Below are 22,404 nucleotides of genomic sequence, written 5' to 3'. Positions count from 1 at the left end.
AAGGGTCAAAATTCGAAGCCGCGTATTATGCCTAACTTGCGCCAAAATGCACGGATCATCCGACCATATCTGTGTTTCTTGTTCATTTCGAGAACGTTTTGCGGTGAATGAGAACTCAACCGAAGCGAACGTATTCCAAATATGTTTAAAAACCCCGGCCGGCCAACTGGACTAGGCGCCAGAGTGATCAATACTTCAAATGTCGGGCGGCATCTCCCCCAAGTGTCGCGCCGATAAAGGTACCAAGGGACCGCGTGCCTTTGTTTTACTCCTAATGGTCTTAACCCGGATTCACCCCCCAGAACCCGGGTTTTTTTTGCCTGCGATTCAGGCTTTTACATGGGCCAACGGAAACAGCCGCTTGAAGTTGGCAGTGGTCTGCTCGGCAAAGCGCTCGTAGGATTCGCCGCGCAGCATCGCCAGAAACTCTGCCACTTCGCGTACGTACTGCGGGAGGTTCGGTTTGCCGCGATAAGGAATCGGCGCCAGGTAAGGCGAATCGGTTTCCACCAGCAGGCGATCCGCCGGAACCTTGCTCGCCACATCGCGCAGCGCATCGGCATTGCGGAAGGTGACGATGCCGGACAGGGAGATGTAATAACCCATGTCCAGCGCAGCCTTGGCCATTTCCCAGTCTTCGGTGAAGCAATGCAGCACACCGGCGTGGGGCAGCGCGGCTTCACGCAACAGTTGCAGAGTGTCGGCGCGCGCGCCGCGAGTATGGATGATCACCGGTTTGCCGGTCTGCTGCGCGGCTTGCAGATGCAGGCGGAACGACTCCTGCTGCAACTCGGCGGCTTCCGGTTCGTAGTGATAGTCGAGACCGGTCTCGCCAATCGCCACGACTTTCGGGTGATCGAGCTCATGCAACAGCCAATCCAGCGCAGGCGCGGCACCCGGCTGGACGTCCAGCGGATGCACGCCGACCGAACAATCGACATCGTCATAACGTTCGGCGAGGGCTTTGACGTCGGCAGCGTTGTCGGCACTCACGCCGATGCACAGAAAATGCCCGACTCCGCGCGCGCGGGCCGCATCCAGCGCGGCATCCAGCGAACCGTCGTGGGCGGCGAGGTCGAGGCGATCAAGGTGGCAATGGGAATCTACGAGCATAAAAATACGGCAACTTACATGGTATGAGTGGGACGGTCGGACTTCAGCGCTCCGGCCAGATGGGTTTCGATGCGACTGCGCGCGGTGTTGTCGCCATCGTTGAACTGCACGCCGACCCCGGCCGCGCGATTGCCCTGGGCGCCTTTGGGAGTGATCCAGGCGACTTTGCCGGCCACCGGAATTTTCTCGGCCTCGTCCATCAGATTGAGCAACATGAACACCTCATCGCCCAACTTGTAGCTCTTGTTAGTCGGGATGAACAAGCCGCCGTTTTTGATGAACGGCATGTACGCCGCGTAAAGCACCGATTTGTCCTTGATGGTCAGGGACAAAATGCCGTTACGCGGCCCCGGGCTGACGAGTTCATTCATGTTGACCTCCACTGCTGATGTTCAGAGTCTAGGCACACACGGCTATCTTTGGGCAGGCAACCCCACCCATTGCACCAACAGCGCTTCCAGCAGCAACACCGGATTGAGGTTGGCCTTGCTCAAAACTTTCTGCCGCTGCGCGAGAATCCAGTCCTGAATTTCAAGGACTTTGCCCTGCGCGCTTTTCTGCGCAAGGTACTGCACGACCTTGCGCATGTCAGTCAGACCGAGGCCGGCTTCATCCTGAGTCAGCTGATAACGCAGAATCAGGCTCGACCAGTCGCAAAACCAGTCGAACAGGCGAAGCATCGGAATGTTTTTCCACTCCTCGGCCAGTTGCGTCGGCGACTGCTGCTGCTTGAGCAACTTTTTCACGCCTTCGACGACCTGCGCGCGCTGCTCGCGTACGCCCTGGCCGTGCAGTTTGACCGCTGCCAGCGGCGAACCGGCGGCCAGCGTCAGCAGTTCGACACGTTCGTCTGCCGAACATTCCGGCAGCGCCTGCGCCAGCCATTGCAGACTCATGGCCTCGCCCGGCAGCGGACAGGCCTGCTGCACACAGCGGCTCTTGATGGTCGGAAGCAAGCGGCTCGGCTGGTGACTTACCAGCAACAGCACGGTATCGCCCGATGGCTCTTCAAGACTTTTGAGCAAGGCGTTGGCGGCGTTGATGTTCATCGACTCGACCGGCTCGATCAGCACCACCTTGCGCCCGCCCATTTGCGCGGTCTGCACCACGAAACTGACCAGATCGCGCACCTGATCGACCTTGATCGCCTTGTCGGCTTCTTCCGGTTCCAGAATGTAATTGTCCGGGTGGCTGCCAGCCTTGAGCAGCATGCAGGATTTGCATTCTCCACAGGCTTCCAGCGCCACCGGGCGCTGACACAGCAAGTTAGCCATCAGCCGTTCGGCCAAGGCGCGCTTGCCGATGCCGCCCGGCCCGTGCAGCAAATAAGCGTGCGCGTGCTGGCTACGTCCGGCCAGTTGCTGCCAGAGGCTGTCCTGCCATGGATAGGCCTCAGCCACGAGCCAGCTCCAGCAGACGCGGAAGCAGAGCGTCGAGCGCCTGCTGGACCTTCGCCAGCGGTTGTCCGGCATCCAGCGTCACATAACGTGCGGGATCGGCCGCGGCACGCTGGAGAAACGCGCCACGCACCGCCTCGAAAAACCCTCGGCCTTCCAGCTCAAAGCGATCCAGGCGACCACGGGCACTGGCACGGGCCAGACCGATTTCCACCGGCAGATCGAAAATCAGCGTCAGATGTGGGCGCAGATCGCCCTGGACGAAAGTTTCCAGCGCGGCGATGCGTTCCAGCGACAACCCACGACCGCCACCCTGATAAGCATAAGTCGAATCAGTGAAGCGATCGCACAACACCACTGCGCCACGCGCCAGCGCCGGGCGAATCACCTCGGCCAGATGCTGGGCACGCGCGGCGAACACCAGCAGCAGCTCGGCATCCGGGTTCATGGCTTCATCAGCCGGCGCCAGCAACACCTCGCGAATGCGTTCGGCCAGCGGCGTGCCACCCGGCTCGCGGGTCAGCAGCACTTCGATCCCGGCGGCGCGCAGGCGCTCGGCGAGGTATTCGCGGTTGGTGCTCTTGCCGGCGCCTTCCGGGCCTTCCAGGGTAATAAACAAGCCAGTCACAGGCAGTCCTTAATCAAAGTCATTGCGCGTTTTGCGGAGCGGCAGCTTCGGGTTCTGGTGCGGGTTGCTCGGGCGCAGTATCCGGTGATGCAGCCGGGATTGGATCCTGCGCCGCGGGAGCTGCTTCTGAAGCCGGTGCCGGACTGGACCGGTAATCCGCACGCCGCTTGAGCTGGAACTCACGCACCGCCGCATTGTGCGCATCCAGATCATCGGAGAACACATGACTGCCATCACCACGGGCGACGAAATACAGGCTAGTCCCACCCACCGGATTCAACGCGGCATGAATCGCCTCACGGCCGACCATGGCAATCGGCGTCGGTGGCAGGCCCGGAATCACATAGGTGTTGTAGGCCGTGGGTTCTTTCAGATGCGCGCGGGTCAGCTTGCCGGTGTAGCGATCACCCAGGCCGTAGATCACGGTCGGATCTGTCTGCAACTGCATGCCAAGGGCCATGCGCCGAACGAACACGCCGGCAATCTCGCCGCGCTCTTGCGGCACGCCGGTTTCCTTCTCCACCAGCGAGGCCATGATCAGCGCTTGATACGGCTCCTTGTAAGGCGCGTCGGCGGAGCGTTTCTCCCACTCCTTGGCCAGCACTTCATCAAGACGCTCGAAGGATTTCTTCAGCAGCTCGGCATCGGACACGCCGCGCACGAAACGATAGGTATCCGGGAAGAAACGCCCTTCAGGAAACAATCCGCGATGGCCGATCTTCTCCATCGCTTCGCTATCGCTCAGACCGTTGAGGGTCTGTTCGATCTTGTCATCCTTGGCCAGCGCGGCGCGCACCTGATGGAAATTCCAGCCTTCAACCAGCGTCAGGCTGTACTGAACCACATCGCCACGTTTCCACGACTCGATCAGACCGTTGACGGTCATGCCCGGCTGCATGCGGTATTCGCCGCTGTGAATAGGTGTGCCGGCAAGGTTGAAGCGCCAATAGACCCGCAGCCAGAAAGCGTCCTTGATCACGCCATCGGTTTCGAGCCCTATGAAAGTTCGGGTCGGAGTTGACCCCTTAGGCACATCCAGCAGTTCTTCCTGCGTGATGTTCAGCGGCTGTTCCAGCGCCGAATGGATCTTCCAGGCGCTGGCGCCCAACAGCAGCCCTGCCAGAACCAGTCCGGTTTCCAGCAGCAGCAATAATTTACGTCTCACGAATCAAGCATCCAGTAGCGCGCGGGCAATGGTTTGCAGTTTACGGGTGAGCGGGCCAACCGGCCAGCTCAGTGCAGCGTAGGCACATACCGGCCAGACGCCATACACACTGTTGCAGACAAACACTTCATCGGCCCATTGCAGCTGCTCCAGGCGGATATCAATGATTTGCGTGGGGATGCCGAGTGACTCGGCCTGAAACAATATTTCGGCGCGCATCACGCCGGCAACACCGCAGCGCGTCAGATCGGCGGTGATCAACACCCCGTCGCGCACCATGAACAGATTGCTGTAAACGCCCTCGATCACGCGACCGGACTGGTCGAGCATCAAGCCTTCGGCGTGTTCGCTGTCCGACCATTCAGCGCGGGCCAGCACCTGCTCCAAACGATTGAGGTGCTTGAGACCCGCCAGCAATGGCTGATGGGACAAGCGCGTAACGCACGGAAACAGACGCACGCCTCGCTCGCCATGGGCGGCAGGATAAGCAGCAGGTGGATTGCCTTGCAGAATGCGTCGGCCGGGCGCCGCAGGATCTGGTGCATAACCGCGCAAACCGTCGCCACGGGTGAGGATGAGTTTGAGCACACCCTCGCCCATGGCGCTGGAATAGCGTTGCAGTTCGCTGCGAATCAACTCGATATCGGCAGCGATGGCCAGACGCGCGCAGCCATCGACCAGACGCGTCAGGTGGCGATCCAGCAACAACGGCTGGCCGCCACGCACGGCGATGGTCTCGAACAGACCGTCGCCGTAAGCCAGGCCGCGATCTTTCAGCGACAGTGCGTCAGCCGGTTGACCGTCGACCCAGCAATCCATCAGCCGGCGAACCGGCGGAACGCCAAGGTGCCATTGGTGCCGCCAAACCCGAACGAGTTGGACAGCACGACATCGATGTCCATGTTGCGCGCAGTGTGCGGCACGAAGTCGAGGTCGCAGCCTTCGTCCGGCTCATCGAGGTTGATGGTCGGCGGCGCCACTTGGCTGTTGATCGCCAGCACGCTGAAGATCGCCTCGACCGCGCCGGCCGCACCCAACAGGTGACCGGTCATGGACTTGGTTGAGCTGACCGCCAGTTTGTAGGCGTGCTCACCGAATACCGATTTGATCGCATTGGCTTCAGCCAGATCGCCGGCCGGAGTCGAGGTGCCGTGGGCGTTGATGTATTGCACTTGGTCGACGTTGATCTTTGCGTCACGCAGCGCATTGGTGATGCAGCGCGCGGCACCTGCGCCGTCGGCGGGTGGCGAGGTCATGTGGAATGCATCGCCACTGGTGCCGAAACCGATCAGCTCGGCGTAAATGGTCGCGCCGCGCGCCTTGGCGTGTTCGAGTTCTTCGAGCACCAGCGCGCCGGCGCCGTCGGACAGCACGAAACCGTCCCGGCCCTTGTCCCACGGACGGCTGGCGCGGGTCGGTTCATCGTTACGCGTCGACAGTGCACGCGAGGCGCCGAAGCCGCCCATGCCCAGACCGCAGGCAGCCATTTCAGCGCCGCCGGCAATCATCACGTCGGCTTCGTCGTACATGATGTTGCGTGCCGCCATGCCGATGCAGTGCGTACCGGTAGTACACGCCGTGGCGATGGCGTAATTAGGCCCCTGGGCACCCAAGTGGATAGACAGGAACCCGGAAATCATATTGATGATCGAGCCGGGCACAAAGAACGGAGAAATCCGGCGCGGGCCAGTCTCGTGCAGTATACGGCTGGTTTCTTCGATGTTGGTCAGACCGCCGATACCCGAACCCATGGCCACGCCAATGCGTTCACGGTTGGCGTCGGTGACTTCCAGACCGGAGTTGCGCACGGCTTGAAAGCCTGCTGCCAGACCGTACTGAATGAACAGGTCGAGCTTGCGCGCTTCCTTGACCGACAGGTATTCCTCGACATTGAAGCCCTTTACCGAGCCGCCAAAACGGGTGGAATAGGCAGAAAGGTCGGTGTGTTCGATCAGACCAATGCCACTGCGGCCAGCCAGAATGCCCTGCCAGCTGCTCGGCACATCCGTGCCCAGTGGCGACAACATACCCATACCGGTGACTACGACGCGTCTACGCGACACAGCACTCTCCTTTTTCAAATGACGACTTTGCATCAGACCTAAAGAAAAAACCGCACGCCGTGATGGCAGTGCGGTTTTTCCATGACAGCAAGCAACGATTACAAGCTATTAAGCCTGGTGGTTTGTAACGTAATCGATTGCAGCTTGTACAGTAGTGATCTTCTCAGCTTCTTCGTCAGGGATTTCGGTCTCGAATTCCTCTTCCAGAGCCATCACCAGCTCAACGGTGTCAAGGGAGTCGGCACCCAGGTCTTCAACGAAGGAAGCAGTGTTGACCACTTCTTCTTCTTTAACGCCCAGTTGCTCGGCAACGATTTTCTTGACGCGCTCTTCGATGGTGCTCATACCTTGTTTTCACTCCTAATGGACAAATTCAGGCAGCTGGCCAGTGGGTAAGTGTATAGAAAGCCATTTCAGTTTTTCAACTGAAAGCTTCACTCCTCAAACCCGACGCCCCCCTGCCTATAAATAGATTGCAGCTTTATAACGGATTTTAGACAGCTCGTATGACATTTTTTTGAAGCAATCCGTCACATTTTACTTACATGTACATCCCGCCGTTTACCGGGATTGTAGCCCCGGTCACGTATGCCGCACCGTCGGATGCAAGAAAAGCGACCACGGACGCGATCTCTTGAGCTTGTCCCAGACGACCCAGCGGAATCTGCGTCTGCAAGGCTTCACGCTGTGCTTCAGGCAGCTCGCGGGTCATATCGGTGTCGATAAACCCTGGGGTTACCGAGTTGACCGTAATCGAACGCGAACCGACTTCACGCGCCATGGCACGGCTGAAACCTTCCAGACCGGCCTTGGCGGCTGCATAGTTTACTTGGCCTGCGTTGCCCATGGCACCCACAACAGAACCAATACTGATGATTCGGCCCCAACGCGCTTTGGTCATGCCGCGCAAAACGCCCTTGGACAGGCGGAACAGACTGTTCAGGTTGGTATCGATGACATCATGCCATTCGTCATCTTTCATGCGCATCAGCAAATTATCGCGGGTGATGCCGGCATTGTTGACCAAAATCGCCGGGGCGCCGAACTGCTCCTGGATGCTCGCCAGTACCGAGGTGACCGATTCGTCACTGGTGACGTTGAGTTCCAGACCGGTGCCTTGAATGCCATGCTCTTTCAGCGTGGCGGCAATGGCCTCGGCACCTTTGGCGGAGGTCGCAGTACCGACGACGATGGCGCCCTGACGACCCAGTTCCAGTGCGATAGCCTGGCCGATACCACGGCTTGCGCCGGTGACCAGTGCAACTTTACCTTGCAGACTCATGCAAGTTTCTCCTGATTCAGGCAATCGCTGCGCGGGCGGCAGCGAAAGCGTCTGGGGTATTGAGGTTGGAAGTCGCTACGCCTTCAGCGCAACGTTTGTTCAGACCGGCCAGTACTTTGCCTGGACCGCATTCGACCAGCGTGGTCGCGCCTTGGGCGGCGAGAGTCTGCACCGATTCGACCCAGCGCACTGGCTTGTAAAGCTGTTCGAGCAAGTCACGCTTGAGGGTTTCCAGATCCGCCGGCACTTGCGCACTGACGTTCTGCACCACAGGAATCTGCGGCGCCTGCCAGTCGATGGCAGCGATGGACTCGGCAAAGCGCTCGGCCGCCGGACGCATCAGTTCACAGTGCGACGGCACGCTGACCGGCAGCGGCATGGCACGCTTGGCACCACGCGCCTTGCAGCCTTCAATAGCGCGCTCGACCGCAGCCTTGGCACCCGCGATAACCACTTGGCCCGGCGAGTTGAAGTTCACCGCGCTGACCACTTCGCCTTGCGCAGCTTCAGCGCAGGCCGCCAGCACGTCGGCATCTTCCAGACCGAGGATGGCAGCCATGCCGCCCTGCCCGGCCGGAACCGCTTCCTGCATCAACTGGCCACGGCGCTCGACGAGCTTCACCGCGTCCGCCAGCGTCAGGCTGCCAGCCGCGACCAGCGCGCTGTACTCACCCAGACTGTGACCGGCAACAAATGCCGGACGCGCGCCACCTTCAGCCAGCCACAGACGCCACAGGGCGATCGAAGCGGTCAGAATGGCCGGTTGGGTTTTGTCGGTTTGATTGAGCAGCTCTTCCGGACCCTGCTGAGTCAGTGCCCACAGGTCGTAGCCCAGAGCAGCTGAGGCTTCTTGGAAAGTATCGAGGATCAGCGGGTATTGCGCGCCCAGCTCGGCCAGCATGCCGAGGGACTGCGAACCCTGTCCTGGAAAGACGAATGCGAGGGAAGCAGACATGTAACAAGCCCCTAATGATCTTGTCGTCGGAAATATTGACGCCCCGATAGAGGGACGCCAGAAACTGACAGTTGGATGGCCCTTTGAACCGGGCGGTCACATTTAAGCATTGTCAGACGAAAACGCCTAAGACAACAAATCCTCCAGACGACCGTGCAGGCGCTCGGGCAGATTCTCCTGAATCTCGATCAGCGCGCGTTGAATTGCACTCTGAAAACCCTGCACCCCGGCTGAACCGTGACTTTTCACCACGATCCCCTGCAACCCGAGAAAACTCGCGCCGTTGTGCCTGGCCGGCGCCAGATCAGCCTGCAAGCGCCTCATCAGCGGCAACGCCAAGGCACCGACCGCACGCGAGGCGAAGTTTTTCTTGAACAAGGCCTCGATGCGCGCAGCAATCATCGTCGCCAGGCCTTCGCTGGACTTGAGCAGGATATTGCCGACAAACCCGTCGCACACCACCACATCCGCTTCGCCGCGATACAAGCCATCGCCCTCGATGAAGCCGATGTAATTAATGCCGCGCGCGCCTTGCAGAAGCGTCGCCGCCAGCTTGACCTGCTGATTGCCCTTGATGTCTTCGGTGCCGATATTCAGCAGCGCCACGCGCGGCCGGGCAACACCCAGTGCCTGCGCCGCCACCGAACCCATCACCGCAAATTGCAGCAGTTGTTCGGCGCTGCAATCGACGTTGGCGCCCAGATCGAGCAACTGGCAATAGCCGGTCTGCGTAGGAATCGCCGCGACCATCGCCGGTCGGTCAATTCCCGGCACCGTCTTCAGGACAAATCGCGACAACGCCATCAGCGCACCGGTATTACCCGAACTGACACACGCCTGAACCTTGCCATCACGCAACAGCTCAAGTGCGACACGCATCGACGAGTCCGGCTTGCCACGCAGGGCCTGGGCAGGTTTTTCGTCCATGGTGATGACTTCGGACGCCGCGACAATCGTCAGGCGTGCGCGATCCGCAGCCGATTGGCCAGCGATCAATTCTTCAAGGAGGGAGGGTTGACCGACGAGGGTCAGGTGCAGCGAGGGCGTAGCAGACAGGCAAGCGAGACTGGCCTGAACAATGCTGCGGGGACCGAAGTCCCCGCCCATTGCGTCAATCGCGATGACTTGAGCAGACAAGTGATTACTCGTCAGCGCCCTTGTCGATCACTTTACGGCCACGGTATACGCCTTCTGGCGATACGTGGTGACGCAGGTGAATTTCACCGGTGGTTTTTTCTACAGACAGAGTGCTCGCCGTCAGGGCGTCGTGCGAACGACGCATGTCACGGGCAGAGCGGGATTTTTTGTTCTGCTGAACAGCCATAATTGATTAACTCCTAAACGTTTGGGTCACGCTTTAACTGCGCCAATACACTGAACGGGTTGGACCGCGTTACCTCGTCCTCGCTCGGTTCAGGCTCTTCATCGAGCCCTTCCGGCTGCTGGCATTCTTCCGGATGATGAGCAGGCACAATGGGCAAGGCGAGCAAAAGCTCCTCCTCGATCAGTGCATGCAGATCCAAAGGATCTTCGCCCAGTTCCAGCACGTCATAACCTTTCGGTAACGACTGGGTATTCGCACCCTCCTTCACCACAGCGTAACTGCATTCGCTGTGAATCGGCAGGGTGACCAGCTCAAGACAACGCTGGCAAACCATTTTGACCTCGGTGTCGATAAAGCTGTGGATTACCACAGATTTACGTTCATCTCGTTCAAAAACGAATTTCGCCTGCACCGTACCGACATTGTCGGAAAGCGGGTCGCAGAGTCTCTCCAAATCGGCCAGCAGCATTTCACCTTGAAGGGAAGTGCCACGATCAGCCAATTTGCGCGGGTCAACGTGAGGTGGAATCGGGTCATTCAACATAGGCGCAGCATTATAGGGATGCACCCGGCCATGTCAAAGGAAATTGCGCCCTGTCCGTCACTTACGTGCCTCGGCTAGAATTCGCGCCTGCCTCAGGAGATGCGAATGCTGCCTTTATTACTCGCTTCAAGCTCGCCATATCGCCGTGAACTGCTCGCCCGCCTGCGCCTGCCGTTCGCCTGCAGCTCGCCGGACATCGATGAAAGTCATCGCCCGGGCGAGTCAGCCATCGAGCTGGTCAAACGCCTCGCCGAGCAAAAAGCCCGCGCACTGACCCTCAGTCATCCCGATCATCTAATCATCGGTTCGGATCAGGTCGCAGTGCTCGGCGAACAGATTATCGGCAAGCCGCACACCTTCGACAAGGCTCGCGAGCAGTTGCTGGCCGCCAGCGGCACCAGCGTCACCTTCCTGACCGGCCTGGCACTGCTCAACAGCCAGACAGGCCTGTGCCAGGTCGACTACGTGCCATTCACCGTACACATGCGCACGCTGGACCAAGAGCGCATCGAACGCTACCTGCACGCCGAACAGCCCTATGACTGCGCTGGCAGCTTCAAAGCCGAGGGATTAGGTGTGAGCCTGTTTCAATCCACTGAAGGGCCGGATGCGACCAGCCTGATCGGATTGCCGCTGATCCGCCTGATCGACATGCTATTAGCCGAAGGCGTGCAGATTCCCTGAGCCACAAAAAACCGGCCACAAGAGCCGGTTTTCCCATGCATCAATTGCTTAACGCAACGACGGCCCGTGGAAACCCATCCACATCGCCAACTGCTCCGCCACGCTCGCACCGAGCTTCTTCGAGAAGCGATCGAACGGCGATTCCTGAACAGTGAAGTCCACCAACTCTTTTTCGCCAATCACATCGCGCGCAACCGAACTGGCATTGCCCAGCCCATCGATCAGCCCCAGCGGCAGCGCCTGCTCACCCGACCAGACCAGCCCGGAGAACAGCTCCGGATGCTCCTTGTCCTTCAGGCGATCGCCACGCCCCTGCTTCACGCTATTGATGAACTGCTTGTGCGTGGTGTCCAGCACGCTCTGCCAGAACGCAGTCTCTTCAGGCTTTTGCGGCTGGAACGGATCGAGAAACGATTTGTGCTCGCCGGAGGTGTAGGTCCGACGCTCGACACCGAGCTTCTCCATGGTACCGACAAAGCCGTAACCAGCCGCCGTCACACCGATGGAACCGACCAGACTGGCCTTGTCGGCATAGATCTGATCCGCCGCACTGGCGATGTAATAGGCACCGGACGCCCCTAGATCGGAAATCACCGCATACAGCTTGGTTTCCGGGTGCAGGCCACGCAGACGCTTGATTTCGTCATACACATAACCCGATTGCACCGGACTGCCGCCAGGGCTGTTGATGCGCAGGACCACGCCCTTGACCTTTTTGTCCTCGAAGGCTGCGCGCAGGCTGCCGACAATGTTGTCAGCACTCGCCGGTTCTTTATCGGCGATCACGCCAGTGACGTCGATCAACGCGGTGTAGTTGGAGCCGCGAGTGGCGCTTTTTTCCATGTCCATCAGCGGCGTGAACAGAATCAGCGCGACAACCAGGTAAACAAACGTCAGCAACTTGAAGAAGATGCCCCAGCGGCGCGAGCGACGCTGTTCCTGCACACCGGCCAGCAGAGTCTTTTCCAGCAACTTCCAGCTTTTTGCGTCACCGTCGTCGGCAGTTGCCTTGGCCGGTGCTTTCCATTCGTCGGTCATGCCATCCACCCCAAAAACGTATTAAGCCTGCTTGCCCAGCCAGGCGTGCAATTCGGAAAAACGATCAACCGAGAGCAGCGGCTCGAACAGTTGCAGCGCCTCGATCGATTGCGCGCCGTAGCTGACAGCCACCGACCCCATGCCGGCATTGCGCGCCATCTGCAGATCGAAGGACGAGTCGCCGACCATCAATGCCTGCTCGGCCCGCACACCACAATGGACGAGGATCTGCTCGAGCATCAATGGATGCGGCTTGCTCGCGGTTTCATCGGCAGCCCGGGTGATCTCGAAATAATCTTCCCAGCCATGCGCCTTGAGCACTCGATCCAGCCCGCGCCGACTCTTGCCGGTAGCCACCGCCAAGTGATAGCCGTCTTCACGAAATGAGGCCAGCGACTCGACTACCCCTTCGAACAACGGCGAAGGCACCGCTTCGGCTTCTATATAGCGATCCGCATAATGCTCACGGAACAGCACCATCTCGGCATCGGTGATCGCGGGATAAAGAGTACGAATAGCCTCGGGCAAGCCCAGACCGATGATGCCCTTTACCGCAAAGTCATCGCGCAATTCGAAGCCGGATCGCTCGGAGGCCACATGCATGGCCTCGACAATCCGACCAATGGAGTCGGCCAGCGTGCCATCCCAATCGAAAATCAGCAGTTTGTAATCAGGGTGCCGCACTCAGTCGCTCCACGGTCTTGGCCCACATTTCATCGACAGGTGCCTGCAAGGTGAGTTTTCCGCCATCCGGCAAAGGCACGGTCAGCATGTAGGCATGCAGGAACAGGCGCTTGCCGCCCAGATCGCGGATTTCCTTGGTGAAACCTTCATCGCCGTACTTGCTGTCGCCAGCAATACAATGCCCGGCGTGCAGGGTGTGCACGCGAATCTGGTGCGTCCGGCCGGTAACAGGCTTGGCCTCGACCATGGTTGCGAAATCACCGAAGCGCCGCAGCACTTTGAAAAGGGTCAGAGCTTCTTTGCCCTCCTCGTTGACTTCGACCATGCGCTCGCCGGAACGCAGATTGCTCTTGAGCAACGGCGCGCGGACTTGCTTGATCGAAGTTGCCCAGTTGCCGCGCACCAGCGCCATGTAGCGCTTGTCGATGCCGTCGCCACGCAGTTGCTCGTGCAAATGGCGGAGCATGCTGCGCTTCTTGGCGATCATCAGCAGGCCGGAGGTGTCGCGGTCGAGGCGATGCACCAGCTCCAGCTCTTTGGCGTCGGGACGCAACTGACGGAAGGCTTCGATCACGCCGAAGTTCAAGCCGCTGCCGCCGTGAACCGCAATGCCCGCAGGCTTGTTGATCACGATCAGGGCCTTGTCTTCGTGCACGATCGACGCTTCGAGGCGCTGCAACAAGCCTTGTGCGAGTGGCACCGGCTCATCGCGCTCGGGCACGCGAACGGGCGGCACGCGCACAATATCGCCAGCCTGCAGCTTGTACTCGGGCTTGATCCGACCTTTGTTCACGCGCACTTCGCCTTTACGCAAAATGCGGTAAATCAGGGTCTTGGGCACGCCTTTGAGCCGGGCGAGGAGGAAGTTGTCAATTCGTTGGCCGGCATATTCCGGCGAGACCTCAAGCAATTGAACGCTTGGAGTCACAGGGGCAGTAGTCGTCATGGCGCGGATGATATCAATTTTTTATGGAATTGAAGCACTTAATCATTGCTGCTATAGTCGCGAACGCCGCCAAAAGCGGCCTGGACAGAGGAATCACGGTCAAAAACCGGCCCTGACCAACGCAATTCACCAGGACGCGAGGCCGTCCTACGGAGCTTTTGCTACGTAACGGTGGAGTTTGCAGCTGTAACGAGCGCAGGTGACATGAGGCCTGAATCACGCCGCAAAGCAGAGTTCTCACTCGCTCTGCGAGCCATATTCACGGCCAGTTCACAAAGTGCAGTCAGCTACGAATGACCCCGAGCAATAGCTTCGGAAACGTTGCCTAAATTAGCCATGATGCGTGACCTCCCCTTTCGGAGCTCACGGTAAATGCCAACCCGCTGCGGATTCTGCGCGCGGCAGCACCCGAATTATCAGGGATACGTGTAGGGTGGAGATGCACAACCGCTGGCCTGTGTAGCTACAGGTTTTTCAAGACGCTTCATCTCGTCCACAGCCACGGTTGATTCCTCCTCCTGACTGAGTGCTTAAGTAGCCACAGCAAGCAGGACGCGTACGTCGCGACAACGGCCCAATTGGCCAACGTCGCTGGACACGGGAATGGCCAACCACTCCCGACGCACCTGACACCGACCGTGAGAAGTCGTGTGTGCCGAACGCCGTTTCCGGCAGCCCGGAAACCGACGGTACTACATGAAAAGAATGCTGATTAACGCAACTCAACCCGAAGAGTTGCGTGTTGCACTGGTAGATGGCCAGCGCCTCTACGACCTGGACATCGAATCCGGTGCACGCGAGCAGAAAAAAGCCAATATCTATAAAGGCAAGATCACTCGCATCGAACCAAGCCTTGAGGCTGCCTTTGTTGATTTCGGCTCCGAGCGCCACGGCTTCCTGCCCCTCAAAGAAATCTCCCGCGAATACTTCAAGAAAGCTCCTGAAGGCCGCGTCAACATCAAGGACGTCCTGAGCGAAGGCCAGGAAGTCATCGTTCAGGTCGAAAAAGAAGAACGTGGCAACAAGGGCGCAGCCCTGACCACCTTCATCAGCCTGGCCGGTCGTTACCTCGTTCTGATGCCGAACAACCCGCGTGCCGGTGGTATCTCCCGTCGCATCGAAGGTGAAGAGCGCAACGAACTGCGTGAAGCCCTGAACGGTCTGGTTGCACCAGCCGACATGGGTCTGATCGTGCGCACTGCCGGCCTTGGCCGCAGCAGCGAAGAAATGCAGTGGGACCTCGATTACCTGCTGCAACTCTGGACCGCCATCAAAGAAGCTTCGCTGGATCGCTCCGCGCCATTCCTGATCTATCAGGAAAGCAACGTGATCATCCGCGCCATCCGCGATTACCTGCGCCAGGACATCGGCGAAGTGCTGATCGACAGCGTTGAAGCTCAGGACGAAGCCCTGACCTTCATCCGTCAAGTGATGCCGCAGTACGCGAGCAAGATCAAGCTGTACGAAGACAGCGTTCCGCTGTTCAACCGTTTCCAGATCGAAAGCCAGATCGAGACCGCTTTCCAGCGCGTCGTCGAACTGCCTTCCGGCGGCTCCATCGTTATCGATCCGACCGAAGCCCTGGTGTCCATCGACATCAACTCGGCGCGCGCCACTAAAGGCAGCGACATCGAAGAAACCGCTCTGCAGACCAACCTTGAAGCCGCCGAAGAAATCGCCCGTCAGTTGCGCCTGCGCGACATCGGCGGCCTGATCGTCATCGACTTCATCGACATGACCCCTGCCAAGAACCAGCGCGCCGTGGAAGAGAAAGTCCGCGAATGCCTGGAAGCCGACCGCGCCCGTGTACAGATCGGCCGTATCTCGCGCTTCGGCCTGCTGGAAATGTCCCGTCAGCGTCTGCGTCCATCGCTCGGCGAAAGCAGCGGTATCGTCTGCCCGCGCTGCAGCGGCACCGGCATCATCCGTGACGTTGAATCGCTGTCGCTGGCGATCCTGCGCCTGATCGAAGAAGAAGCCCTGAAAGACCGCACTGCCGAAGTCCGCGCTCAGGTGCCGATCCCGGTTGCTGCGTTCCTGCTCAACGAAAAACGCAACTCGATCACCAAGATCGAACTGCGCACCCGTGCGCGCATCGTCATTCTGCCGAACGACCACCTCGAAACGCCGCACTTCGAAGTTCAGCGTCTGCGCGATGACAGCCCGGAAGCCGCTACCGGCCAGTCGAGCTATGAAATTGCCGCCGCTGCTGCCGAAGTCGAAGAAGTTCAGCCAGCCGCCGCGACCCGCACTCTGGTTCGCCAGGAAGCCGCAGTGAAAACTGCTCCGGCCCGTGCCAATGCTCCGGTCCCGGCCGAAGTGGCTGCACCGGCGCCAGCGCCTGCTCCGGTTGCCCTACCAGAGCCAAGCCTGTTCAAGGGTCTGGTGAAGTCGCTGGTCAGCCTGTTCGCTACCAAAGAAGAGCCGGCTGCTCCGGTTGTGGTTGAGAAACCAGCCACCGAGCGTCCTGCACGCAACGAAGAGCGTCGCAACGGTCGTCAACAGAGCCGCAACCGCAACGGTCGCCGTGATGAAGAACGCAAGCCGCGCGAAGAACGTGCTCCTCGTGAAGAACGCGCGCCACGCGAACCGCGTGAAGAGCGTCAGCCACGCGAAGCCCGTGAAGTCCGCGAGCCACGTGAAGAAGCACCGGTAGCCCGTGAAGAACGCGCACCACGCGAAGAACGTGCGCCACGTCCACCGCGTGCTCCACGCGAAGATCGCAAGCCGCGTGGCGAGCGTGAAGAGCGTGTGCGTGAACTGCGCGAGCCACTGGATGCCGCTCCGGCCGTTGCCGCTGCTGGTGTCGCTGTGGCTGCCACCGCTGAAGAGCGTCCGGCCCGTCAGCCGCGCGAAGAACGTGCTCCACGCCCTCCGCGTGAAGAGCGTCAGCCGCGTGCCGAACAAGCCGCAGCCGTTGTTCAAGAAGAGCTCAACACCGATCTGACCATTGATCTGAACAGCAACGAAGAGCAACTACCAGATGATGGCTCGGAAGGCGCCGAAGGCGATCGTCCACGTCGTCGCTCGCGCGGTCAGCGTCGTCGCAGCAACCGTCGTGAGCGTCAGCGTGATGCCAACGGCAACGAGATCGAAGGTTCGGAAGAGCCTTCTGAAAATGCTGAAGGCGCTGAACGCGCCGAGCCGAGCACTGCCGATCTGGCCGCTGGCCTGGCCGTGACCGCCGCTGTTGCCAGCAGCGTGATCAGCGCTCCGGCCGAAGCTCAAGCTCACGAGCAAGCCGAACGCGCCACCGCTACTCTGGAAACTGCTCCAGTAGAAGCGCCGGTTGTTGAAGCGACCTCGCCGGTTGAAGCAGTGACTGCTCCGGAAATCGAAGTAGCGCCGGTTCGCGAATATCAGCCTCAAGCTGAAGCCGCTGCCGAGCCTGCCGTGATCGCCGAAGCGCCAGCGTTTGTTGCAGAACCGGTTGTTGAGGCCGCGCCTGAAACAGTCAGCGAAACCGTGACCGAAACCGTGCGTGAAGTTCGCGAAGAACAGACCGCATTCAACTGGGTCGCCGAACCAGCCGTAGCCGAAACCCCAGCGCCAGCATTCGAAGCTGCGCCGGTTGAAGCGGCTCCGGTTGTTGCCGAGCCAGTGGTTGAAGCGGCTGCTCCAGTCGTTGAAGCACCGGTGGTAGAAGCCGCTGTTGTTGAAACCCCAGTGGTCGAAACGCCAGTAGTTGCCGAAGCACCTGCTCCAGTGGCTCCGGCCAGCGCCCTGACCGAAAATGGCCGTGCGCCGAACGACCCACGTGAAGTGCGTCGCCGCAAGCGTGAAGCCGAGCGTCTGCTGGCCGAACAGGCTGCCGCTCCGGTTGCCGCTGAAGTGGTCGAGGCAGCGCCTGCCCCGGTCGCTGAAGAAGCCGCAGTTGAAGCAGTGATTGCCGAAGCACCACGCTCCGTTCAGGACGCGGTCGAGCATCACGAAGCAGCTCAGGAAAAAGAACACGAGCCTAAGCCTCTGGTCTGATTCCGACAGCTAACAAAAAGCCCCGCCTGGTGATCCAGGCGGGGCTTTTTTATGCAGTGGTTTTTGCGCCATGCTTTAGATCAAGGGAGCAGATCTCCATACTCTTCAAAACCAGAGCTCGCCTCGATATTTCACGTCGGCGTAACTCGAACATCCAACTCGGTCAGTCCCCTCTACCTCTGGGAGAGGGTTAGGGTGAGGGCCGCAATCTCAAGGCCCCACACAAAACTCAAGACTGTACAAAGGCCAGCGCCTCCGGCACATCAACATCCCAAACCACCCCGGCATCATCCACAACCACCTCAACCACCCGCCCCTGCGCAAACAACGGCCGAGCCCCGCGATCGCCGGATAATCCCATCAACCCCGCCGCAAAAGACCGACCAAAGCCCACCGGATGCCCATACTCACCGTTCAACACCGGCACACTCACCACATCCTCAGCCATCGCCGCCGCCACGCGTTCAATACTCGCCGGCAAGATAAACGGCATATCCCCCAGCACAATCAGCCAGCCATCCAGATCCGCACACGCCGCAACACCCGCCGCGATGCTGTCGCCCATTCCGGTGGATTCGACCGACACAACCTCACAACCATAAGCCTGGGCCATGCGCATCACTTGCGGTCGCGCCTCGGTGGTCACCAGCACGCGCTTGTCGAGACTCACCGGCAGGTTGACCAACACCTGCTCGATCACCGAACGCACCGCGCCATCGCGCCCGGTGCAGTCAGCCAGCAGCTTGTCCTTGTCCGCACCCGCAACTTCACGAAAACGACTGCCCTCGCCCGCCGCCAACACGATCACGCCGATGGAACCACTCATACGCCCTCCAGTGCCTTCTTCTGTTTCAGCTCGACGCCGTTCTTGATTGCGACGATCTCTGCCAGCAGCGACAAGGCGATTTCCGCCGGAGTGTGGCTGCCAATATGCAAACCAATCGGCCCATGCAAACGGGCGATGGCCTGTTCGGACAAGCCTAGCTGAGCCAGGTTTTCGCGACGCTTCTGGCTATTGACCCGCGAGCCGAGTGCGCCGACATAAAACGCTTTGGAATCGAGCGCAGTCAGCAGCGCCATGTCATCCAGACGCGGGTCGTGAGTCAGCGCGACAATCGCCGTGCGCTCATCGGTCTGGATTTCGAGCACTGCATCATCCGGCATGCCCGGCACGAATCGCCCATGCTGCTCTTCCCAGCCATACACAAACTCGGTGCGCGGATCGCAGATCAGCACTTCGAAATCCAGCAGCCGCGCCATCTCCGCCACATAGCGCGACAACTGCCCGGCACCGATCAACAGCAGACGCCAGCGCGGCCCGTAGATCGCGCGCAAGGTCTGGCCATCAAACACCAATGAATCGGTCTTGCTCGCTGGCTGCAGACGTACTTCGCCCGTAGCGATATTCAGCTCGCGGGCGACGATTTCATGCGCTTCGCAACGCGCCAGCAGTTCGGCGACCCACGCGGGATCGCCGACTCGCTCCTCAGTCAGGCGCAAGGTGCCGCCGCAAGGCAGGCCGAACCGCGCGGCCTCCTCACGCGTCACGCCGTAGGTGATCAATTGCACCGGCGGCCCGTCGGTCGCGATCCGACCGTCATGCAGCCGTGCAATCAGATCATCTTCGACACAACCACCCGACACCGAGCCGATCACCACACCATCCTCACGCAACGCCAGCATCGCACCCGGTGCGCGCGGCGCGGTGCCCCAGGTTTGCACCACGCTGAACAACACCACGCGCTGCCCGGCGCGGCGCCATTCCAGCACGCTGCGCAGGACATTCAGATCGACGCTGTCCATCAGGCTCGCGCCTTCTGCCAGCCCTGCAACTGGTAACGCACCGGCAAGTTGCGAATACGCTGACCGGTTGCAGCGAAGATCGCATTGCACAGCGCCGGAGCAATCGGCGGCGCGCCCGGCTCACCGACACCACCCAATGGCACGTCGCCCGGAGGCGTCACCAGATGCACCGCGACTTCCTTCGGCGCCAGCGACATGCGCGCCACTTCATACATATGGAAGTTGTCCTGCTGGACCTTGCCGTCCTTGAAACTGATCTCGCCGAGCACTGCATTACCCAGGCCCATCACACAAGCGCCTTCGAACTGTGAACGGATGCGTTCAGGGTTGATCTGCGGGCCGCAATCCACGGCGATGTCGGCCTTGTGCACGATCAGCGTGCCATCGTCCTTGACCTCGACTTCGATCACCGCCGCCACATAGGTGACGAAGCTGTAATGCACCGCCAGCCCCAAGCCACGGCCCTTGGGCAACTTGCGGCCCCAACCGGCAGCCTTGGCAGCAGTTTCCAGCACGGTGCGAATGCGCCCGGTGTCGATTGGATAACGCTCAGGCGATTCGCCGTAGTTCCACTCCTCGCTCAAGGTGCGTGGGTCGATCTGCCGATCCGGGCCGAGCAGTTTGATCTGGTATTTCAGTGGATCTTCACCGGCCTTGTGCGCCAGCTCGTCGACAAAACTCTGGATCGCGAAACCATGAGGAATGTTCGACACCGAGCGATACCAGCCGACTCGCGTGTGCACGGTGGCCTCAGGGTTTTCCAGGCGCACATTGGGAATCGCGTAAGCCATGTTGGTGAAACCCATGCCCAGTTCGAACGCGGCTTCGTGGTTCATGCCCGGCGCGAACAACGCGGTGATGCTCGGCGCTACCGTGCGGTGCAGCCACGCCGATGGCATGCCGTCCTTGCCCACGCCAGCCTTGAGATATTCGGCGGACACGGTGTGGAAATACGAGTTATGGATATCGTCTTCGCGCGTCCACTGCACGCGCACGGCTTTGCCAGGGAATTCCTTGGCGAGGATCGCGGCTTCAATGACGAAATCCGGTTTGGATTTACGGCCGAAACCGCCGCCGAGCAGCGTCACATTCAGGGTGACGTTATCGAACGGCAGGCCCAGACGTTCGCCGATGCGCTCGCGGGTGACTTGCGGCGCCTGGCTCGGAGCCCACGCCTCGCACATACCATCTTTGAAGCGGGCGATGGCGACCATCGGCTCCATCGGCGATTGCGACAGGTGCGGCAAATAGTAGGACGCTTCCAGGGTGCTGGCAGCGCTGCCGAGGGCTTTGTCGGTGTCGCCAGTATTGCGCACCACTTTGCCCGGTTTCAGCGCGGCGGCTTCCAGTTCCTTGCGATAGGCAATCGAGTCGTAACTGGCATTCGGGCCGTCGTCCCACTCGATCTTCAGCGCTTCGCGGCCCTTGATTGCCGCCCAAGTGTTGCTCGCCACAACCGCCACGCCACCCAATGGCTGGAACTCCGATGGCAACGGACGACCTTCGATCTGGATGACTTTGAGCACGCCCGGGACTTTCAACGCGGCGCTGTCGTCCAGCGATTTGACCTTGCCGCCATACACCGCCGGACGCGCGATCACCGCGTACAACATGCCGTCGAAATGCACATCAGCACCGAAGACCGCACGGCCGTTGACGATGTCGGCGCCGTCGATGGCTTTGGTGCCTTCCTTGCCGATATAGCGAAATTCCGACGGCTGCTTGAGGCGCAGACTGTCACGCGCCGGCACCGCCAACGCACTGGCAGCAGCGGCGAGCGCGCCATATCCCAGTTCACGCCCCGACGGCGTATGAATGACTTTGTGCAATTGCGCACGGCACTCGCCGACCGGGACTTTCCACTGTTCGGCGGCGGCTTGTTCAAGCATGGTCCGGGCCGCGGCACCGCAACGGCGCATCGGTTCGTACCAGTGCCGCATGCTGCGCGAGCCATCGGTGTCCTGATTGCCGAAGCGCACTTCATCACCCGGCGCCTGCTGCACTTTGACCTGCGCCCAATCAGCGTCCAGTTCATCGGCAACCACCATGGTCAGACTGGTGCGTACGCCCTGACCCATTTCCGAACGGTTGCATACCACGGTTACCGTGCCGTCGGCGGCAATGCTCACGTAAACCTTCGGATCGTCGATCCAGCCGTTAGGCATGCCATCGGCGCCAAACTTCTTCGGCTTGTCTTCGGCCAGCGCATCCTGCCAGCCCCAACTCGCGGCCAGCACCAATGCACCGGTGGCGCCAACGCCTTTGAGGAAGCCACGGCGGCTGAGGTTGCTCAGGGCGAAATCATTCGGTACGCGGCTCATGCCTTGGCCTCCTTCAGATGAGTGGAGGCCTGGCGAATGGCGGTTTTGATGCGGTTGTAGGTGCCGCAGCGGCAAATGTTGCCGACCATGGCCTCTTCGATCTGCGCATCGCTCGGGTTCGGATTGGTCTTGAGCAAAGCCGTAGCGGACATGATTTGCCCGCCCTGACAGAAACCACACTGCGCCACGGCGGTGTCAAGCCAGGCCTGCTGGACGATCTGCCCGACCGGGTCGGCGTGCAGGTTGTCGATGGTGGTCACGTTCTGGCCGACCACCGAGCCGATCGGCGTGATGCAACTGCGCGCCGGCAAGCCGTCGATGTGAATGGTGCACGCGCCACACAGGCCCATGCCGCAGCCGAATTTGGTGCCGTTGTAACCGGCGACGTCGCGGATCGCCCAGAGCAGCGGCATGTCCTCTGTGACGTCGAGTTGTTGATCCTGGCCATTGAGTTTCAGGGTAATCATGGGCACGCCCGCATA

At 60.2% G+C, this 22,404-nt stretch carries 22 protein-coding genes; 2 read left to right on the top strand and 20 right to left on the bottom strand.

From position 1 onward, the window contains the following. Positions 1–327 precede the first annotated feature (327 nt). From ACP7BN_RS07905 to ACP7BN_RS07845, 13 genes are all read right to left on the bottom strand, one after another. Complete coding sequence (locus ACP7BN_RS07905; protein ID WP_426202981.1) at positions 328–1,113, bottom strand: TatD family hydrolase; 786 nt, start codon at positions 1,111–1,113, stop codon at positions 328–330. A gap of 14 nt (positions 1,114–1,127) precedes the next feature. Beyond that, positions 1,128–1,484 (bottom strand): PilZ domain-containing protein, encoded by a 357-nt coding sequence (locus ACP7BN_RS07900; protein ID WP_420651193.1) that lies wholly within the window; start codon positions 1,482–1,484, stop codon positions 1,128–1,130. Between the two features lie 42 nt (positions 1,485–1,526). Further along, complete coding sequence (locus ACP7BN_RS07895) at positions 1,527–2,513, bottom strand: DNA polymerase III subunit delta' (RefSeq protein WP_426202979.1); 987 nt, start codon at positions 2,511–2,513, stop codon at positions 1,527–1,529. Next, complete coding sequence (tmk, locus tag ACP7BN_RS07890) at positions 2,506–3,138, bottom strand: dTMP kinase (RefSeq protein WP_426202977.1); 633 nt, start codon at positions 3,136–3,138, stop codon at positions 2,506–2,508. The genes ACP7BN_RS07895 and tmk overlap by 8 nt, the downstream gene beginning before the upstream one ends. 19 nt (positions 3,139–3,157) lie before the next feature. Next, positions 3,158–4,303, bottom strand: coding sequence for an endolytic transglycosylase MltG (gene mltG, locus ACP7BN_RS07885; protein ID WP_426202975.1), 1,146 nt, complete (start codon positions 4,301–4,303; stop codon positions 3,158–3,160). Between the two features lie 3 nt (positions 4,304–4,306). After that, entirely contained in the window at positions 4,307–5,122 is an 816-nt protein-coding gene (gene pabC, locus ACP7BN_RS07880; protein WP_426202972.1) for an aminodeoxychorismate lyase, read from the bottom strand. Next, the gene (fabF, locus tag ACP7BN_RS07875; RefSeq protein ID WP_426202970.1) at positions 5,122–6,366 is read right to left on the bottom strand and encodes a beta-ketoacyl-ACP synthase II; all 1,245 of its coding nucleotides are present in this window, start codon (positions 6,364–6,366) and stop codon (positions 5,122–5,124) included. Before fabF ends, pabC begins: the two co-directional genes overlap by 1 nt. A 108-nt stretch (positions 6,367–6,474) precedes the next feature. Further along, positions 6,475–6,711 (bottom strand): acyl carrier protein, encoded by a 237-nt coding sequence (gene acpP / locus ACP7BN_RS07870; RefSeq protein WP_003442511.1) that lies wholly within the window; start codon positions 6,709–6,711, stop codon positions 6,475–6,477. 196 nt (positions 6,712–6,907) lie between these two features. Beyond that, positions 6,908–7,648 (bottom strand): 3-oxoacyl-ACP reductase FabG, encoded by a 741-nt coding sequence (gene fabG, locus ACP7BN_RS07865; RefSeq protein WP_420646521.1) that lies wholly within the window; start codon positions 7,646–7,648, stop codon positions 6,908–6,910. 16 nt (positions 7,649–7,664) lie between these two features. Then, positions 7,665–8,603 (bottom strand): ACP S-malonyltransferase, encoded by a 939-nt coding sequence (gene fabD / locus ACP7BN_RS07860; protein ID WP_426202969.1) that lies wholly within the window; start codon positions 8,601–8,603, stop codon positions 7,665–7,667. 126 nt (positions 8,604–8,729) lie between these two features. Further along, on the bottom strand, positions 8,730–9,740 hold the full coding sequence (gene plsX, locus ACP7BN_RS07855) for a phosphate acyltransferase PlsX (protein ID WP_420646519.1): 1,011 nt from the start codon (positions 9,738–9,740) through the stop codon (positions 8,730–8,732). A 4-nt stretch (positions 9,741–9,744) separates the two neighbouring features. Further along, positions 9,745–9,927 carry a 50S ribosomal protein L32 gene (gene rpmF, locus ACP7BN_RS07850; protein ID WP_008152339.1) on the bottom strand — a complete coding sequence of 61 codons (183 nt, stop codon included), beginning with the start codon at positions 9,925–9,927 and terminating at the stop codon, positions 9,745–9,747. A gap of 13 nt (positions 9,928–9,940) precedes the next feature. Continuing rightward, positions 9,941–10,471, bottom strand: a complete 531-nt coding sequence (locus ACP7BN_RS07845; protein WP_420646518.1) for a YceD family protein — start codon at positions 10,469–10,471, stop codon at positions 9,941–9,943. 105 nt (positions 10,472–10,576) lie between these two features. Here ACP7BN_RS07845 and ACP7BN_RS07840 point away from each other — a divergent pair, with 105 nt between their 5' ends. Next, entirely contained in the window at positions 10,577–11,155 is a 579-nt protein-coding gene (locus tag ACP7BN_RS07840; protein ID WP_426202967.1) for a Maf family protein, read from the top strand. 48 nt (positions 11,156–11,203) lie between these two features. Here ACP7BN_RS07840 and sppA read toward each other — a convergent pair whose 3' ends face one another. Genes sppA through rluC form a run of 3 tightly spaced genes read right to left on the bottom strand, consistent with a single transcriptional unit; the run spans position 11,204 to position 13,823 of the window. Beyond that, positions 11,204–12,193: a signal peptide peptidase SppA gene (sppA, locus tag ACP7BN_RS07835; protein ID WP_426202965.1), complete on the bottom strand. Its 990-nt coding sequence runs from the start codon at positions 12,191–12,193 to the stop codon at positions 11,204–11,206. Between the two features lie 21 nt (positions 12,194–12,214). Beyond that, complete coding sequence (locus tag ACP7BN_RS07830) at positions 12,215–12,877, bottom strand: HAD-IA family hydrolase (RefSeq protein WP_426202963.1); 663 nt, start codon at positions 12,875–12,877, stop codon at positions 12,215–12,217. Next, on the bottom strand, positions 12,864–13,823 hold the full coding sequence (gene rluC / locus ACP7BN_RS07825; protein ID WP_420646514.1) for a 23S rRNA pseudouridine(955/2504/2580) synthase RluC: 960 nt from the start codon (positions 13,821–13,823) through the stop codon (positions 12,864–12,866). The genes ACP7BN_RS07830 and rluC overlap by 14 nt, the downstream gene beginning before the upstream one ends. 696 nt (positions 13,824–14,519) lie before the next feature. Here rluC and rne point away from each other — a divergent pair. Next, on the top strand, positions 14,520–17,798 hold the full coding sequence (gene rne / locus ACP7BN_RS07820) for a ribonuclease E (RefSeq protein WP_426202961.1): 3,279 nt from the start codon (positions 14,520–14,522) through the stop codon (positions 17,796–17,798). Between the two features lie 229 nt (positions 17,799–18,027). Here rne and ACP7BN_RS07815 read toward each other — a convergent pair whose 3' ends face one another. The 4 genes from ACP7BN_RS07815 to ACP7BN_RS07800 are packed head-to-tail and all read right to left on the bottom strand — an operon-like array spanning position 18,028 to position 22,389. Beyond that, complete coding sequence (locus ACP7BN_RS07815; RefSeq protein ID WP_426202959.1) at positions 18,028–18,624, bottom strand: nucleotidyltransferase family protein; 597 nt, start codon at positions 18,622–18,624, stop codon at positions 18,028–18,030. Beyond that, positions 18,621–19,601, bottom strand: a complete 981-nt coding sequence (locus ACP7BN_RS07810; RefSeq protein ID WP_426202957.1) for an XdhC family protein — start codon at positions 19,599–19,601, stop codon at positions 18,621–18,623. The genes ACP7BN_RS07815 and ACP7BN_RS07810 overlap by 4 nt, the downstream gene beginning before the upstream one ends. Next, a complete protein-coding gene (locus ACP7BN_RS07805) occupies positions 19,601–21,922 on the bottom strand; it encodes a molybdopterin cofactor-binding domain-containing protein (protein WP_426202955.1) in 2,322 nt (773 codons plus the stop codon). Before ACP7BN_RS07805 ends, ACP7BN_RS07810 begins: the two co-directional genes overlap by 1 nt. Further along, entirely contained in the window at positions 21,919–22,389 is a 471-nt protein-coding gene (locus ACP7BN_RS07800; RefSeq protein ID WP_420646509.1) for a (2Fe-2S)-binding protein, read from the bottom strand. Before ACP7BN_RS07800 ends, ACP7BN_RS07805 begins: the two co-directional genes overlap by 4 nt. Positions 22,390–22,404 lie beyond the last annotated feature (15 nt).

Origin of the sequence: Pseudomonas sp. TWP3-1 (genome assembly GCF_049896625.1) — a bacterium.
Lineage (GTDB): Bacteria > Pseudomonadota > Gammaproteobacteria > Pseudomonadales > Pseudomonadaceae > Aquipseudomonas.
The sequence above is the reverse complement of the archived record's forward strand: the minus strand, read 5'-3'. Positions and strand labels throughout refer to the sequence as shown.